The sequence below is a fragment of the Nitrospira moscoviensis genome (assembly GCF_001273775.1).
Taxonomy (GTDB): Bacteria; Nitrospirota; Nitrospiria; order Nitrospirales; family Nitrospiraceae; genus Nitrospira_D; species Nitrospira_D moscoviensis.
The window spans coordinates 4,324,331-4,339,765 of record NZ_CP011801.1 but is presented as its reverse complement, the minus strand read 5'-3'; the positions used below and the strand labels follow the sequence as shown (position 1 = coordinate 4,339,765).

17 protein-coding genes are annotated in these 15,435 nt (G+C 64.5%); 6 read left to right on the top strand and 11 right to left on the bottom strand.

What is annotated here, in order from left to right:
* Nucleotides 1–51: 51 nt before the first annotated feature.
* Nucleotides 52–1,419, top strand: a complete 1,368-nt coding sequence (locus tag NITMOv2_RS21125; RefSeq protein WP_053381737.1) for a M20/M25/M40 family metallo-hydrolase — start codon at nucleotides 52–54, stop codon at nucleotides 1,417–1,419.
* Nucleotides 1,420–1,574: 155 nt separating this feature from the next.
* On the opposite strand, the gene NITMOv2_RS24780 is transcribed toward NITMOv2_RS21125, so the two are convergent.
* From NITMOv2_RS24780 to der, 9 genes are all read right to left on the bottom strand, one after another.
* Nucleotides 1,575–1,709 (bottom strand): hypothetical protein, encoded by a 135-nt coding sequence (locus tag NITMOv2_RS24780; protein ID WP_274519488.1) that lies wholly within the window; start codon nucleotides 1,707–1,709, stop codon nucleotides 1,575–1,577.
* Nucleotides 1,688–2,377: a leucyl/phenylalanyl-tRNA--protein transferase gene (aat, locus tag NITMOv2_RS21120; protein WP_053381736.1), complete on the bottom strand. Its 690-nt coding sequence runs from the start codon at nucleotides 2,375–2,377 to the stop codon at nucleotides 1,688–1,690. Before aat ends, NITMOv2_RS24780 begins: the two co-directional genes overlap by 22 nt.
* Nucleotides 2,378–2,420: 43 nt before the next feature.
* A complete protein-coding gene (locus NITMOv2_RS21115; RefSeq protein WP_053381735.1) occupies nucleotides 2,421–4,121 on the bottom strand; it encodes a hypothetical protein in 1,701 nt (566 codons plus the stop codon).
* Nucleotides 4,122–4,254: 133 nt separating this feature from the next.
* Nucleotides 4,255–4,641, bottom strand: coding sequence for a c-type cytochrome (locus tag NITMOv2_RS21110; RefSeq protein WP_053381734.1), 387 nt, complete (start codon nucleotides 4,639–4,641; stop codon nucleotides 4,255–4,257).
* A 6-nt stretch (nucleotides 4,642–4,647) separates the two neighbouring features.
* Nucleotides 4,648–5,064, bottom strand: a complete 417-nt coding sequence (locus tag NITMOv2_RS21105) for a cupredoxin domain-containing protein (RefSeq protein ID WP_053381733.1) — start codon at nucleotides 5,062–5,064, stop codon at nucleotides 4,648–4,650.
* 17 nt (nucleotides 5,065–5,081) lie between these two features.
* Nucleotides 5,082–5,381 (bottom strand): anti-sigma factor family protein, encoded by a 300-nt coding sequence (locus NITMOv2_RS21100; protein ID WP_053381732.1) that lies wholly within the window; start codon nucleotides 5,379–5,381, stop codon nucleotides 5,082–5,084.
* A 12-nt stretch (nucleotides 5,382–5,393) separates the two neighbouring features.
* On the bottom strand, nucleotides 5,394–6,017 hold the full coding sequence (locus NITMOv2_RS21095) for an RNA polymerase sigma factor (protein WP_053381731.1): 624 nt from the start codon (nucleotides 6,015–6,017) through the stop codon (nucleotides 5,394–5,396).
* Nucleotides 6,018–6,078: 61 nt separating this feature from the next.
* Nucleotides 6,079–7,062: a hypothetical protein gene (locus tag NITMOv2_RS21090; RefSeq protein WP_053381730.1), complete on the bottom strand. Its 984-nt coding sequence runs from the start codon at nucleotides 7,060–7,062 to the stop codon at nucleotides 6,079–6,081.
* A gap of 188 nt (nucleotides 7,063–7,250) precedes the next feature.
* Complete coding sequence (gene der, locus NITMOv2_RS21085) at nucleotides 7,251–8,603, bottom strand: ribosome biogenesis GTPase Der (protein WP_053382190.1); 1,353 nt, start codon at nucleotides 8,601–8,603, stop codon at nucleotides 7,251–7,253.
* Nucleotides 8,604–8,680: 77 nt separating this feature from the next.
* Between der and NITMOv2_RS21080 the strand changes: the two genes are divergently transcribed.
* A complete protein-coding gene (locus NITMOv2_RS21080; protein WP_053381729.1) occupies nucleotides 8,681–9,379 on the top strand; it encodes an HAD family hydrolase in 699 nt (232 codons plus the stop codon).
* A 15-nt stretch (nucleotides 9,380–9,394) separates the two neighbouring features.
* Here NITMOv2_RS21080 and NITMOv2_RS21075 read toward each other — a convergent pair whose 3' ends face one another.
* Nucleotides 9,395–10,015 (bottom strand): class I SAM-dependent methyltransferase, encoded by a 621-nt coding sequence (locus NITMOv2_RS21075; protein WP_053381728.1) that lies wholly within the window; start codon nucleotides 10,013–10,015, stop codon nucleotides 9,395–9,397.
* A gap of 98 nt (nucleotides 10,016–10,113) precedes the next feature.
* On the opposite strand from NITMOv2_RS21075, the gene leuS reads away from it, so the two are divergent.
* Genes leuS through holA form a run of 3 tightly spaced genes read left to right on the top strand, consistent with a single transcriptional unit; the run spans nucleotide 10,114 to nucleotide 14,335 of the window.
* Nucleotides 10,114–12,549 (top strand): leucine--tRNA ligase, encoded by a 2,436-nt coding sequence (leuS, locus tag NITMOv2_RS21070; RefSeq protein ID WP_053381727.1) that lies wholly within the window; start codon nucleotides 10,114–10,116, stop codon nucleotides 12,547–12,549.
* A gap of 30 nt (nucleotides 12,550–12,579) precedes the next feature.
* Entirely contained in the window at nucleotides 12,580–13,209 is a 630-nt protein-coding gene (gene lptE, locus NITMOv2_RS21065) for an LPS assembly lipoprotein LptE (protein WP_053381726.1), read from the top strand.
* 13 nt (nucleotides 13,210–13,222) lie between these two features.
* A complete protein-coding gene (holA, locus tag NITMOv2_RS21060; RefSeq protein ID WP_053381725.1) occupies nucleotides 13,223–14,335 on the top strand; it encodes a DNA polymerase III subunit delta in 1,113 nt (370 codons plus the stop codon).
* Here holA and rpsT read toward each other — a convergent pair.
* Nucleotides 14,307–14,585: a 30S ribosomal protein S20 gene (gene rpsT / locus NITMOv2_RS21055; RefSeq protein WP_053381724.1), complete on the bottom strand. Its 279-nt coding sequence runs from the start codon at nucleotides 14,583–14,585 to the stop codon at nucleotides 14,307–14,309. The two genes, holA and rpsT, sit on opposite strands and share 29 nt — an antisense overlap.
* Nucleotides 14,586–14,670: 85 nt before the next feature.
* Between rpsT and pyrF the strand changes: the two genes are divergently transcribed.
* Nucleotides 14,671–15,387, top strand: coding sequence for an orotidine-5'-phosphate decarboxylase (gene pyrF, locus NITMOv2_RS21050; protein WP_053381723.1), 717 nt, complete (start codon nucleotides 14,671–14,673; stop codon nucleotides 15,385–15,387).
* Nucleotides 15,388–15,435: the final 48 nt, after the last annotated feature.

The following is a 15,435-nucleotide window of genomic DNA, read 5'->3' as shown; positions in this document are numbered from 1 at the left end:
CTTCCCCCACATGACCGTTATAATCCGCTCTCATCGCGGGAGGATTGGTCCATGGTGAATCGGCGGCAACTGGAAACGTATGTGAATAGTGCGCGCGGGCGGTTCGAAGACCTGCTCGGCCAAATGGTCGAAGTCCCGTCCATCAGCATGGATCCGTCGCGCGCCGGCGATCTGCGGAAGATGGCCGAATTGGCGGTACAGTATCTGACCGATCTGGGCGCGGAGGCCCGGATCGTCGAGACCGGCGGCTATCCGATCGTCTGCGGCGGCTGGACCACCGGTCCTGGCCATCCCACCGTCACGGTCTACAATCACATGGACGTCCAGCCGGCGCAGGAGCCGGAATGGACACAGGCGCCGTTTGCGTTCGCGAACGACAATGGACTGTATCGCGGCCGCGGCGCGACCGACGACAAAGGGCCGGCCCTGGCGGCCTTGCTCGGCGCGCGCTTCGCCGTCGACCAGGGTTGGCCGATCAACGTTCGATTCCTCTGGGAGCTGGAAGAAGAAATCGGAAGCCCGCATTTTTCGCAGGGCCTCAAGGACCGCACGGCGATTCCACGGCCGGATTCCGTAGTGGTGTCGGATACCATCTGGATCGCCAAAGGCCGGCCGGCGATGCCCTACGGCCTCCGCGGCCTGCTCGGCGCGAGACTCATGTTGCGGACGGGAAGCAAGGACGCGCATTCCGGTCTCACCGGTGGCGCGGCCAGGAATCCCTTGGCCGAGCTGATGGAGGTGGCACAGAGCTGCGTCGACGCGAAAACCGGGAAGGTCAAGATCCCCGGCTTCTATGACGACGTGGTCGAGCCGACCAAGGCGGAGATCAAGAGCTTCCTCGCGTCCGGCTTCAACGTGAAGCGGTTCAAGCAGGCCTACGGATTTCAGTCGCTGCGGACGAACGATCCGTCGGACATCATGCGCCGCATTTGGGCCAGGCCCACGTTCGAAATTCACGGGCTTACCGGCGGCTACCAGGGCCCCGGCGTCAAGACGGTGGTGCCGGGGCAGGGTGAATTGAAAGTCAGCATGCGGCTGGTGCCGAATCAGACGCCCGAGAAGGCCTTCGCCTTGCTCAAGAAACATGTCGCCAAGGTCAATCCGAGCGTCACGGTGGAGCGCGAAGGCATGCTGCAGCCGTTCAAGGGATGGTTTGACGGGCCCTATGTCGACGCGGTGAAGCGGGCCGCGCAAGCGGGCTTCGGCAAACAGCCGGCCTTCATCCGCGAGGGCGGCTCGATCGGCGCGGTGGTGACGATGCAGAAGGCCTGGAAGGTCCCGATCCTGTTTCTAGGGCTGAGCCTCCCCGAGCACGGCTACCACGCGCCGAACGAATACTTCGACTGGGGTCAAGCCTCCGGCGGCATGAAAGCCTTCGCCCATTATTTCGCGGAGCTGGCGAAGATGGGGAAGACATAGCAAGCGGCCCGACCATCCTTCTTGCTCGCTGAGGCCCCACGGTGAAACGGTGGTCCCTCAATGCGTACCATCGCACCGCACCAATGCTCCGCGGCGCGGGATGCGGCGGCACACTTCCAGCCCGTCTATTCCCGGCATTGTCAGGTCCATCGATATCACACCGGCGTCGAAATGAGCCGTGTCTTGTCCGCGAGCCCCAGGTGTTGGAGCGCGTCTTGCCCGGAGTTGCCGGTGATGATCGAGGAGGAGGGTTGTTCGCGGGCCGAAATCACCGCCCGTCGACGCGCCACGGCCCTCGTCGATCCAGTACGGCGAGGGCCGCCGCGAGCCGAGCGATGAATTCACGGCGCGGAATGTTCTGCGCCCCGAAACGCCTGACGTGAGGTGACGATTGCTGGCAATCGATAAGCTGGAAGTCCCAGGCCCGGAGTTGGCGCACGAGCCGGACCAGCGCCGCCTTCGAGGCATCGGGGACGCGCATGAACATCGATTCGGCGAAGAACGCGGCGCCCAGGGCGACGCCGTAGAGGCCGCCGACGAGCCGGCCGTCCTGCCAGGTTTCGATGGAGTGGGCGTAGCCGAGCTGGTGCAGTTCCGTGTAGGCCTCGATCATCGCCGGGGTGATCCAGGTGCCGCCCTCAGGGTATTGGATGCGCGGTCCGGCGCACCGGATCATGACGTCACGAAAGCAGGTGTCGAGCGTGAACGTGAAGCGCCCCCGCCGAAGCGTCTTTTCCAGGCTGCGCGGGACATGCAGACGGGAGGGGAACAGCACGGCTCGCGGATCCGGCGACCACCAGAGAATCGGCTGGTCCTCGTTGTACCAGGGGAAGATGCCGTGGCGGTAGGCCTCGATCAGACGCTCGGGGCGCAGATCGCCGCCTACGGCGAGCAACCCCTCCGGCGTGGCCTGGTCCGGCGGCGGAAAGTGCAGTGCGGTTGCGCTCAACCGGTACATACCGGCTCCGGTACGCCGCAGTGAGATGCCGCGGCGCGGGCGCTTAGGCCTTCTTTTCCACGGATGCCAGGATCGGCTGGAAACTCGGGTCGGCGTCGAGCACCGCCTTCAGCAGGTCGCTCTCAAGGAAATACCGCCAAACGTCGTCGTTCTTCCCGGGCACTTCCTCGAACCAGCGTTTGGCTTCCGTCAGATGGTGCAGCATCTTGGCCTTGTCGCCGTAGTCGGGCATGAAAATCATGCTGTAGGCCATCGTGTATTCCGCGAGAAACTTGTCCAGCGGCAACTCCGCGACGGCGAGCGACGCCTCGGCGTCGGCGTAAGCCTTGACGCTTTCCGGATCGTGGAGAATCCGGTTCCAGGCGACCTTGTTGATCCGCGACCAGGCCAATTGCAGCAGCGCTTCGGCTTTCGGGGTGTTGCGGCCTTCGGGGATGTCCCGGACGAGCGCTTCAAACGTTTCGATCATCGGGAGCTGATCGTTGTTCCAGCGGTACGCCACGCCGAGGCGGAACCGGCTGTCCAGCTGCTCGGGATGATTCTTCGCCAGCGTCTCCAACGCGGGCAACATCCGATAGAGGTAGTCCGCGGGCGTCGGCTGGGAGAACCCCCCCATTTCCATGCCGTTGGACAGCGCCAACCGCTCGGCGCCCGCATAGACGTTCCAATAGAATTCATTCACCACGAGGGACAGCGCCGGATCCTTCACCACCAGCTTGTGCTCGTTGGCCGCCTCGCGCAGCAGGACGGCATACAGGTTTCTGGTCAACACCATCAGCGCATCCGTCTGATTGGGATCGATGATCAACACGCGGTTGAGCAGGGCCACCCGATCGCGCAACTCCGGAAAGGTGGCGGCGCGCGCGGCGGCGGCGGTCAGGGTTCCCGGCTGATCCTCGGCCGTCCACCAGACCAACGAGTCGGGGAGGGCGCGGCTGATCTCCGTCGTAAACGGGATTTGAGGGGCGGGCATGCCGGGCGCTTCCGGCTGCGTCGGCACGGGCAGGAGGAAGACGGCCGCGTCGCCGGGGAATCCGTGTTTCTTCAGCCCGGTGAAGACGACCCATTGCGTCGTAATGGATTTCACCGCGCGGCGCGCGCGCTTGATGGTGTTGGCCCACTTGACGGTCCCCTCCGCATAACTCACCGGCGAGGTCAGCGGATCATGATAGTGCACCACCAGGCGAACCAAGGTTGTCGGCACCGCGACGGACTTCCCGCTTCGCTTCAACGGGAACGATCCGTTGGGAATCGCCCGGCTGTCCTTCACTTCCAGCCGCACGCCGCTCCCCGGCGGTGAAATCCCGAGCGCGTCCATCACAAACGCGGAGGCCGGGAGCCGCGGCAGCTCGTCTCCGTAAAACACCAGCGGACCGGTGCTCGGCCAGAGCACGTCCATGCCGACATCCGTCCGTTTCGTCGCGGGGGCATGCGCGGCCGTCAGGGCCGCCCAGCAGTCGTCGTAGATGGGATCCGACGCAGGCGGGTAGGCCTTGAGGCCCGCGGGGCCGCCCGTCACCAGGCGGTATTGGCAAGCGAAGTCGAGCTGGCCGGCGGCCACCCGGTCGCCTTGTGAGATGGCTTCGGCGAACCGGCGCGCGGCGTCCACCGCCTGCGTCGCAGCGGGCTTCCCCTTGGTTCTGGATGGAGTCGATGCGGCGACGGCTGCGTCGGTCATCGCCGCGCAGACGAGCCACGCGACTGTTCCGGCGAAAAGAGCGTGAAACCTGACCAAGCGTCTCATGGTTCCTGACCTCTTGTGTAGTGTTGTAAGTGTCGTAACGGCGGCGATAAGGCGCGTGACCGAACGAATCGCCGGTTACTCTAACATGGGGGTGAAGCGAACCGAAAGGGGCCGGGGATGCGGGTTCCGGCGATCAGGGCTCGGGCGGAGGCGGCGTCAGCGGATGATGGAATCGCACCAAGGACCGGATATACCGCAGGACCAGGCGCTGCTCTTCTTCCGACAACTGATCCTTCCATGCCGGCATGGCGGTCCGCGGCCGTCCGTTCGCGATGACGTTCAACAGATCCTTGTCGGACTTGGCCGCCGTCGCCGCCGACACCAGATTCCCGGGCCGCGGAGACAGAAACGGCGCCTTGACCCCGTCGCCGCGCCCCTGCGGCCCGTGGCAATCGAGGCAGCGGGTTTCATAAATGCGGCGGCCCTGCTCGACCCCCGCCGCCGACGGCTGGCCGGCCGGCCCGATGCTCGCCGTCCCCGTCGTGATGAGGAGAACGATACAGGCGGATACGGCTCTCATCGGCGGTCACTCCACGATGATCAGGGCGCTCATTTGATGGCCCGGCATGTCGCAGATGTACCGGTACTCGCCGCGGGTCGCCGGTGTAAAACTGATCTCGGCCACGCCGTCGGGAGGGATGATGACCCGCTTCAATCCTCCCGGTCCGAATTCCGGCGCGCCGTTCCCCGCGATGATAAAGCTTTCGCCGGCGAAGAGGCCGGACGGCGCAAACGTATGCAGCTCCGAATCCAGATTGGTGAAGACCAGCCGAGCTTTGCGGCCCTGATGCAACAAAGTCCGGTCCGGTGTGAACTGGCGCCCTTGGATGACGACCGGCGCGCGGTCTTCGTCCGGCGCGCCGACGTCCGACGCCTGAGCCGCGGGCCCTTCTCCCGGGAGACCGACCATGATGAGGAAGATGAGACGGAGAGCGACCGGCATCCGGCTACCTCGTCGAGTCAGCGGGCGCGCGCCGCCTGCAGGATCTTCTCGCGCATCCGGGTCCGGTCCGCCGGCGAGAGGGCCGCGGCCGGGGCGTGGCGGCACAGCGATACGGTCTGCCGCAGGGAACTCAAGAAGTCCTCGCAGTGGGGGCAGGCGCCCAAGTGCCGGCGGATCTGGCGGCAGACATCCGCGGACAGTTCGTCGTCGATGTAGGCCGACAGCTCCCGGAGGATGCGAAGGCAGCCGCCCATTTCGTGTTGATGCGCAGGCTGCGGCGTGCCGGTTTTGCGTTGCGTCGGTCTGCGCTTGGCCATGCTGGTCTCCTGTTATCCGCGCGGCCGGTGGTCGACGGGCTGGCCGTCTGCGACGCCGCGCGCGCTGAGCTCGCGCCGCACGAAAAGGCGCGCCCGGTGAAGGCGCGATTTCACGGCGCGCTCATTCAAGCCCATGATGCCGCCCACTTCCTTGGCGCTCAGCCCTTCCATGTCGCGCAGCACCAACACCATTTTATACTTCTTCGGCAGCTGGTTGATCGCCGCATCCAGCGCCTGGCGCAGTTGCTTGTTCTGCAGCGCCTCTTCTGGACTCAGCCCTTCCATCGGGATCTGCAACCGGAACTCGCCGTCGGACGTCGGGATGAACTCGTCCAGCGACAACTCGCGCTCGGGCGCCCCCTTACGCTTGCGCCGCATGCGCAGACAGGCGCGCGACGCGATGGTGTAAAGCCAGGTGGAGACTTGCGCGTCCCCGCGAAAGTTCTTGAAACCCCGGTACGCATTCAGGAAGGTTTCCTGCACCAGATCCTTGGCGGCTTCCGTTTCCCCGCAAAGCCGGTTCGCGAAGCGGTACATCAGGTCGACATGATCGCGATACAGCGTATCAAAACTGGCCGGTGGAGGGGCGGGCCGCTCCGCATGCCCGTCACGCAGATTGGTGGGTGCTTCAGTCATGTGCCGGGGGCAGTCTACGAGGGGACGGAAAGATGAGTCAAGGAACCGCCAGAGGACGGGACTAATGGAAGCGGTGGAATTCCACGACGCTCCCCTGCCCGTTCAATTCGACCGTGATCGGACTTCCTTCCTTGGCTCCGCTCAAGGCGGAGCGGCCCCGGTCCGCCGGATAGGTCTGTTCACCGTCCGGCGTCCAGAGCTTGACGCTGGTGTGTTCCGGCGTGGCGAATTGGAGCGGCCCGGTCACGAAGCGCCGGACCGGCGCGGCGGCATTCTGAGAGGCGAGGTCGGCCACGACGTGATGCCGATGGATATGCAGCGTCATCGTCTGCCCGACCTTGGCGTTCTTGATGCCGATCTTGGCGTTCACGTTGACGACGCCGATCGGCGTGCGGAAGAAAATGAAGTTGGACTTCAGCTTCGACACCGTACCGGTCAGCAGCAGATGGGTGTCCGAGCCGCTGGCCGGGAGCTGGCTCACTTGCAGGTCGAACTGCAGATCGTGCAGGCCGACCACCGTGTCGGTGTCGTCGACTTCGACGGTCAGGAGGTCGTCCTCGCGCAGGGCGGCCAGCGCGCGCTCCTGTGCGCCGTAGTGAAACGATTTTTCTCCTTCCGGCGTCCAGCGCCGAAGCGTTTTGTCCTCACCGTCGGCCGGCTTGAACGGTCCGCTCAGGTAGCGATGCAGGAGCGATCCGTCGGCGCGCTTCCGGATGTCGACCGCCAGCTGCGCGCCGTGGATCCAGAACGTGACCTCGTGCGAGGCCCGCACATCTTTGAGCGTGGTCTTCGAGCTCAGCGTCAAGAGGCCGATGGGCGTTCGGAGAAAGACGATGCCGGGCTTCATGCGCCAGACCGATCCTTTCAGGATGACGGAGGGGTTGACGTCATCGAAGGGAGCGGTCGATTCGGGCGCGGGAACGGATGCATCGGGATAAACGGCGGGCGCCTCCTCAGCGAAACCCGGGCCGGCCGAACTGATGACCATGGTCGCGAAGAGCAGCGCCGGCAGGATTCGAGGGGCTTTGGACAATCGGCTGATCATCGTTCGATTCGACGGTGCTCGGTCACGATGCGTGCGTAGATGGTCCGGATGCTCTGCTATCGACGTCTCGGCGAGCGCATGTGATTCCACCGGCGGCTGTTATGCGAATAGCACGAGCCCGGCGCCGAGTCAATCTGAAAGCCGGTTGCCTCGGAAAGTTACGAGGGGAGGGCGGCGTGCCGGCGGCGCTATTTTTTTCTCACGAGCAGGCGCAGCGGCGTGCCGGCGAATCCATAGGTGTCGCGCAGTTGGTTTTCGAGGTAGCGCAGATAGGCGGGGGTCACGTCTCCCGGATGGCCCACGAACAAGGCGAAGACGGGCGGCTTGGTCGCCACCTGCGTGATGAAGGCGGACTTCGTGATTTTGGACGGCTTGCCTTTGCGGACCGGCAGGGGATGGGCCACGAGCAGCTCTTGCAGCCAACTATTCAACGCGCCGGTCGGAATCCGCTTGGTGAACATGGCGTGCACGTCGTTGATCGCCGGGAAGAACGGCCGGAGCGATTCCGGTGTGAGCGCGGAGCCGTACAACACCGGCGCCCAGGTCAGAAAGGGAAAGCGGCGCCGCAGCGCGCGTTCGTACTGTTGGCGGGCCTCGGTCTCGCCCGCCCGCAGATCCCACTTGTTCACGAAGAGGATGCAGGCGCGGCCTTGCTTGAGGATCGCTCCGGCGATCTTGGTGTCCTGTTCGGTGACGCCTTCCACGCCGTCCAACAGCAGCACGGCCAGATCGGAGCGCCCGATCGCCCGCAGCGACCGCATGACACTGTAGCCTTCGACGCCGCGGTCGATCTTCCCGCGCCGCCGGATGCCGGCGGTATCGGTAAAGAGATAGCGCCGATCGCCGTGCGTCACGAGCGAGTCGATGGGATCCCGCGTCGTGCCCGGTACGTCGCTCACCACCACCCGTTCTTCGCCGAGCAGGGCATTCACGAGGGTCGATTTGCCGACGTTGGGGCGGCCGACGACGGCGATACGCGGCAGCTGCGCCGTCGCGCTCGCCTCATCCGCCGCCGGCAACAGGGGATAGAGGGCGTCCAGCAACTCCGCCACGCCGATACCATGTTCGGCGGAGAGGGGATACAGCTTGTCCGTTCCCAACCGATAAAAGTCGGCCACGAGCGGATCGGCTTTCGGCGTGTCGATCTTGTTGACGGCGAAGAACACCGGCTTCGCAATGCCGCGCAACAGCTTCACCACTTCATAATCGGGCGGCGTCAGGCCGGATCGGCCGTCCATCAGGACGATCAGGATGTCGGCTTCCGCGATCGCGAGCTCCGACTGCCGCCGGATGAGCGCGAGCATCCCGTCCGACGCGGACGGCTCCAGCCCGCCGGTATCGACCAGACGAAACGCGCGCCCGCGATACGTCGCGTCGGCATAATTGCGGTCGCGCGTGACGCCCGGGACGTCGTCGACGATGGCGGTCTTCATGCCCAAGATTTTGTTGAACAACGTCGATTTGCCCACATTGGGGCGGCCGATGATGGCGACGAGAGGAGGTGAGGCGTGATGCGTGTTGGGTGATGCGTGGACAGTCATCGGCTCGGACCGTAACACAGCAATTTTGGCAAAGACAACCGCTCGTCTTAGCGGTTCCCCTCCGATATACTTGCTCCATGACGCATGACGCATCGCGCATCACGCATCACGTGCTCGACTGGGACCGGATCGACGACGTCCTGCTCGATATGGACGGCACGCTGCTGGACCGGCACTTCGACAACTTTTTTTTCGAAGAGGAGCTGCCGCGCCGGTATGCCGCTCTGCACGCATTGCCGTTCGACGCCGCGCGCGATCGTTTGCTGGCGATGTACCGTTCGGTGGAGGGCGAGCTCGCGTGGACGGATTTGCATTACTGGACCAAACGGGTGGGCCTCGATGTCGTGGCGATGCACGAGGAATTGAAGCACATGATCGGGTTTCTGCCGGGCGCCGTAGAGTTTTTGCGGCATCTCCGCCGGCTCGGCAAGCGGGTGACCATCGTGACGAACGCGCACGAATCCGGCGTCTCGATCAAAGTCGCCAAGACCGGGCTCGATCGGCACGTGGACCGCATCGTCAATGCCTTTGAGGTCGGCTATCTCAAGATGCGGCCGGAGTATTGGCCGGCCTGCCGGCGGCTGGTGGGATTCGACCCGGCGCGGTCGCTGTATATGGACGACGACGAAGGCTGTTTGAACGCGGCGCGGGAGTTCGGCGTCGCGCATCTGATCCATAGCGCCAAGTCCAGCTCGCAGCGGCCTGCGGCCCCGCTGCCGCACTTCATGTCCGTCACCGGCTTCGGCCCTCTTCTGAACGGCCGGGCCGCCGGCTAGCCGGATGAGCGGCCCTTACGCCGACGGCACCGCCGCGCCGCGGTACATCTCGCCGCCGATCCGGGGAACCCGCTCCATCCGAAAGCGGTCGAGCCGATCGAGACGCAGGCCCGCTTGCGTGATGAGCCGGTCGATCGGCCGGTTCAAATTGCAGCCGCAGCCGATGATGCGTTGGATCGGATTCAATCGGTCCTGCCAGGCGGCAATCCGGGGATCATCGCTTCGCCCGTGTTCCAGAAAGAGAAACCATCCGGTCGGCTTGAGGACGCGATGGACTTCGCGCAGCGCCGCCGCCGGGTCGGGAATGGTGCAGAGCGTCCAGGTACTCACGACGTAGTCGAAAACGCGGGCGTCGTACGGCAGCGATTCGGCAGTTCGCCGCTCCAGCCTCAGCGGAAAAGTCAGGGTGGCCTTGCGGACGGCGAGCCGCTTCGGAAGGAGGACGGCGGGATCCACCGCGGCCAGCGACTGAACCGCCGAAGGGTAATGCGGAAGATTGAGCCCGGTCCCGACGCCCAGCTCCAGCACCCGACCCCGCGCTTCGGCGAGCAGCGCCCCCCGCAGTCGGCGGAATTCCTCGCCGGCCATGATCCAATCCATCAACCGGGGAAAAATATGCTCGGCGTAGAGTCTCATGCCAGGCCGGTAGTATAGCAAGGGCGTCGAGGCCGGCGGCGCGAATCTTGTGAGCCCACAGGGGCTATGTTAGAGTCCTGCTTCTTTGACGGGGCACCATGAGCAAAGGCTACGATCACCACGCCATCGAGGCGAAATGGCAGGCCTATTGGGAAGACCATCGTCCCTTCCGGGCGCTGGACGATTCCTCGAAGCCCAAGTTTTACTGCTTGGACATGTTTCCCTATCCCTCCGGCTCCGGCCTGCACGTCGGGCACTTGGAAGGGTACACCGCCACCGACATCGTCTCGCGCTATAAGCGCATGCGCGGGTTCAACGTCCTGCATCCGATGGGGTGGGATGCCTTCGGCCTGCCGGCCGAGCAGTATGCCGTGAAAACCGGTATCCATCCCGCCATCACGACGGCCCAGAACATCGCCACGTTCAAACGGCAGATGAAGCGGGTCGGACTGTCGTACGATTGGGAACGCGAACTGAGCACCACGGATCCTGACTACTATCGCTGGACCCAATGGATCTTCTTGAAGCTCTTCGAGCGCGGGCTGGCCTATGTCGCGGAGGTACCGGTGAACTGGTGTCCGGCCCTCGGCACGGTCTTGGCGAACGAAGAAATCGTCGACGGCAAAAGCGAGGTCGGCGGCTTTGACGTCATCCGCAAGCCGATGCGGCAATGGGTGTTGAAGATCACGGCCTATGCCGAGCGGTTGCTGGAGGATTTGAAGCTGGTGGAGTGGCCGGCCAGCACGCTGGAGATGCAGAAGAACTGGATCGGCCGGTCCATCGGCGCCGAGGTGGAATTTTCGTTGGCCGGCAAGCCCGGTGCCGTCCGGATTTTTACGACGAGGCCGGATACGCTCTTCGGCGCCACCTATATGGTGCTGGCGCCCGAGCATCCCTTGGTCCCCGTGGTGACGACGGCCGCGCAACAGCCAGCCGTCGCGGCCTACCGCGAGGCGGCGGCGAGAAAGAGCGATCTTCAACGGCAGGAGCTGGACAAAGAGAAAACCGGCTGCTTCACCGGCGGCGTTGCGATCAATCCGGTCAACGGCGAGCGGTTGCCGATCTGGATCGCCGATTACGTGCTCATGTCGTATGGCACCGGCGCGATCATGGCCGTGCCGGCGCATGACGAGCGGGACTGGGCGTTTGCGCGGCACTATCACTTGCCGATCCGCGAAGTCATCGCCGGCGGTCAGGTCGAGCAGGCGGCCTTTACCGACACGGAGCGGGGGACGGTGATCAACTCGACGACGCCGGACGGCTCCTTCACCATTGACGGGCTCACCCCGTCCGACGCCATCCCCGCCGTCACGGACTGGCTGGCGAAGCAGGGGAAGGGAGCCAAGGCCGTCAACTATAAGTTGCGCGATTGGCTGTTTGCCCGGCAGCGCTATTGGGGCGAGCCTTTCCCGATCAATTGGGTGGACGGCGAGCCGCATCCGCTTCCCGAAGAGCAGTTGCCGCTGGTGCTGCCCGAGACGAACAATTTCAAGCCCTCCGGCACCGGCGAAAGCCCCTTGGCCAACCTGGAGCCCTGGCTGCACACGACCGACCCGTCCACCGGCAAACCGGCCCGCCGGGAGACCAACACCATGCCGCAGTGGGCCGGCTCCTGCTGGTACTACCTGCGGTTCATCGACCCGAAGAACAGCCGGCAACTGGTCGATCCGGCGAAAGAACGCTATTGGATGCCGGTCGATCTCTACATCGGCGGCAGCGAACATGCCGTGCTGCACCTCTTGTATGCGCGGTTCTGGCACAAGGTGCTCTACGACATCGGCGTGGTCAGCACGCCCGAGCCGTTCAAGAAACTGGTGCATCAGGGAATTGTGCTCGGCGAAGACAATCAGAAGATGTCCAAGTCGCGCGGCAACGTCGTGAATCCCGACGAGATGATGGACCAGTTCGGCGCGGACGCCGTCCGGCTGTATGAAATGTTCATGGGGCCGCTTGAAGCCATGAAGCCGTGGAGCACGCGGGGCGTCGAAGGCATTACCCGATTCCTGGAGCGGGTATGGCGCCTGATGGTGACGGAAGAAGGCCGGTTGTCGCCCGCCGTGGTCTCAGTCACCCCCGGCCTCGAGCACCAGCGGCTCTTGCATCAGACGATCAAGAAAGTGACGGAGGATATCGAAGACCTGCGGTTCAATACGGCGATCTCACAGATGATGGTGTTCACCAATGAGATGACCAAAGCCGAGCAACGGCCCCGCGCGTTGGTCGAACCGTTTGTGTTGCTGTTGAGCCCGTTTGCGCCGCACCTGTCGGAGGAGCTGTGGGCCGTCCTCGGCCACCCGCCCAGCGTGTCGCAGCAGCCCTGGCCGCGGTTCGATCCGATCCTCACCGTGAGCGACCGGTTGACGATTCCTGTGCAGGTGAACGGCAAGTTGCGAGGCAAGATCGACGTGGCGGCGGACGCGCCCCGCGACACCGTCGAGCAGGCGGCCCGCCACGTCGTGGCCGAGTGGCTAAAAGGACAAGAGCCTAAGAAAGTCATCTACGTCGAGAAGAAGCTGATCAATTTTGTCGTCTGAACGATGCGCGACGGGCGAGACGGGCGAGACATGCGGGGCCTGTGGAGAATCAGCAGCGGCGGAACGTTTCTCGCGAGTCTTGCGTGTCTCGCCGCTCTCGCGTCGGTTTCCGCCTGCGGCTATCAATTCCAGGTCGAAGGCGCCGGCCCGACCATCGGCGGGGCGAAAGCCGCCGCGTCGGCGGAACCGCCGCCGCGCCTCGTCATCAGGACATTGGAAAACCGGACCTTCGAGCCGAATCTGGAAACCCGCTACACCAACTATATCCGCTATGAGTTCGAAAACGGGAGCGGGGCGCAGGTCGTGCCCGATTCGGAAGCGGCGGATTTGGTCCTCAGCGGCCAGATTCTCTCCGTCACGTTGCCCACGTTGAGCTTCAACCTGACGACGACCTTGGAAAGCCGGACGGAGGTGGTGGTGTTCGTAAAAGTGGAAGAGACGCGGACCAAGAAGCAGATCTGGGCGCAGACCATCAAGGGGATGTCGGAGTTCTTCATTACGCCGGATCTTCAATTCAACCGGGCCCTCCAGAACCGGGCCATGGAGCAAGCCGGGCGATTTATCGCCTCGGACTTGGCGGCCCGCTTTCTCATGCATGTGGAGTCGGGTGGGTTGCGCAAGGAAGCGAAAACGCCGGCCGCTCCGCCTCCGGCGCCTTAGCGAGCGAATCACCATGGCGGCTTCCTCGCTCACCGCTCTTCAACTGGACCAGGCGCTGAAACAACAATCGCCTGCGCCGCTGTACTTGATCACGGGCGAGGAGGACCTGTTGCGGGATGGGGCCCTGGCGTCGCTCAAAACCGGAATTCTGGGGGACCAGGGGGACTTCAACTTCGATCAGTTCTACGGCGATGAGGCCCATGGCGCCGATATTGTGAATTGCGCGTCGGAGATGCCGGTGTTTGCCGAGCGCCGGTTGGTCGTCGTAAAGTCCGCCGAGAAACTGTCGGCGCGCGAAAGCGACGCGCTGCTGCCGTACCTGAAAGACCCGGTGGGGACGACCACGTTGGTGTTCGTCTGCCCCAAGCTGGACGGTCGTCTCAAGTTTTCCCAGGCGTTGGCCCGCGCCGCCGTGACTGTGGATTGTTCTCCGCTGCGCGAGGCGCAGTTGGGTCCGTGGATCACACGGGAAGCCGCCCGTCTGGGAGTTCGCTTGCAGGATGAGGCCGTGCAGGTGCTCAAGGAGATCGGCGGCGGATCGCTCTACGGCCTGCGGCGAGAATTGGAGAAACTCGCGTCCTATGTGACGGCAGGCCGGCTGGCGACCGCCGACGACGTGCAGATGCTTCGCGGGACGGAGCCGGGCGCGTCGGTGTTCGACCTCACGCTCGCCATCGCCGGCGGGGATCGCGCCAGGACCCTGTCCATCCTCGCGCGCAATCTCGACGCCGGCGAAGCGCCGCTGCGCATCCTGGGTTCCTTAGCCTGGCAGTACCGCCGCCTCTGGAAAGTCAAAGACCAGTTCGAGGCCGGTGGACGGGAGGGCGAGGCAGCTCGCACCCTGCGGATGGATCCGACCAGGGTGCGGGAGTTTCTGAGTCGGTTTTCCCACGCGCACTTGCAAGCCGCGTTGCCGCTCTTCCTCGAAACCGACGGGCTTTTGAAGGGCGGGAGTCAGAGCCATCCCAGAATCGTGATGGAGCGGCTGCTGCTGCGCCTGTGCGACGCGGCGACACAGGCTCCCCCGGGGCCGTCCGGACGGCGTCCGAACGTCGGCGGGCGCGGTCAGACGCGGAGCCTGCCCAATGTGCGGACGATTACGAGCGCGGGGCGGACAGGGCGTTGACGTGCAGGGTCAGACGGGAAATACGGCGGGATGCGGTATTCCGCTTGACGACTCCCTTGGACACGGCCTTTCCGATCGCCGAGGCGGCTTCGCGCAACAACGTCTTTGCTTCTTCAGCCTTCTTCTCCGCGACGGCGGATTGGACCTTTTTGACCAGCGTCTTCACGGTGTTCATGGTGGCGCGGTTCTGCTCGCGGCGGCGTTCGGCCTGACGGGCGCGTCGGATCGTGGACTTATGGATCACCGGCATCGTACATTCCTCCCAAAAAAGAAGCTGACTTCTATCACAGGGCCTCGCTGACCGTCAAGGATCGGCAGTACAAAAGGAGGAGTCCATGTCCAAGATTGCGGCGCGCGACCGGCTGATCTTCGCGCTCGATGTGCCGTCTGCGGCGGAGGCCGACCGACTCTTAGACCGGCTGCAGGGCCACATCTCGTTCGTCAAGATCGGCCTGGAGCTCTACACGGCGGCCGGTCCGGACATGATCAAGCGGGTGGTCGGGCGCGGCATGCGGGTGTTTCTCGACCTCAAGTTTCTCGACATCGAGGAAACCGTTCGACGCGCGACGGCGCGGGTGGCGGCCATGGGGGTGGATTTTCTGACGATCCACGCCAATCGGAAGGCGCTCACCGCGGCGGTTCAGGGGCGGGAAGGCTCGTCGCTCAAGCTTTTAGCGGTCACGGTGCTCACCAATTTCGACAGCCAGGATCTTCGCGACATGGGCATTCAACGAAGCGTGCAGGATTTGGTGGCGGCGCGGGCTCTGCTCGCCTCGGAAGTCGGCTGTGACGGCGTGGTCGCCTCCGGAGAAGAGCCGGCGGCCATCAGACAAAAAGTCGGCCCGCGATTCGTCATCGTCACGCCGGGCGTCCGCCCGGCCGGGAAGGGGGTGGATGATCACGCCAGGGCGACCACGCCCACCCAAACGATCGCCGCCGGCGCAGACTATCTCGTCATCGGCCGCCCGATCCGAGACGCAGCCGACCCGGTGGCGACCGTGACCACCATCGTGTCGGAAATGCAGGCGGCGTTCGATGCCCGGCCGATCTAGCCGGTTGCGGGCGCAAGTTCCCGTTTGCTAAGATTCGCCCTCCCGCCT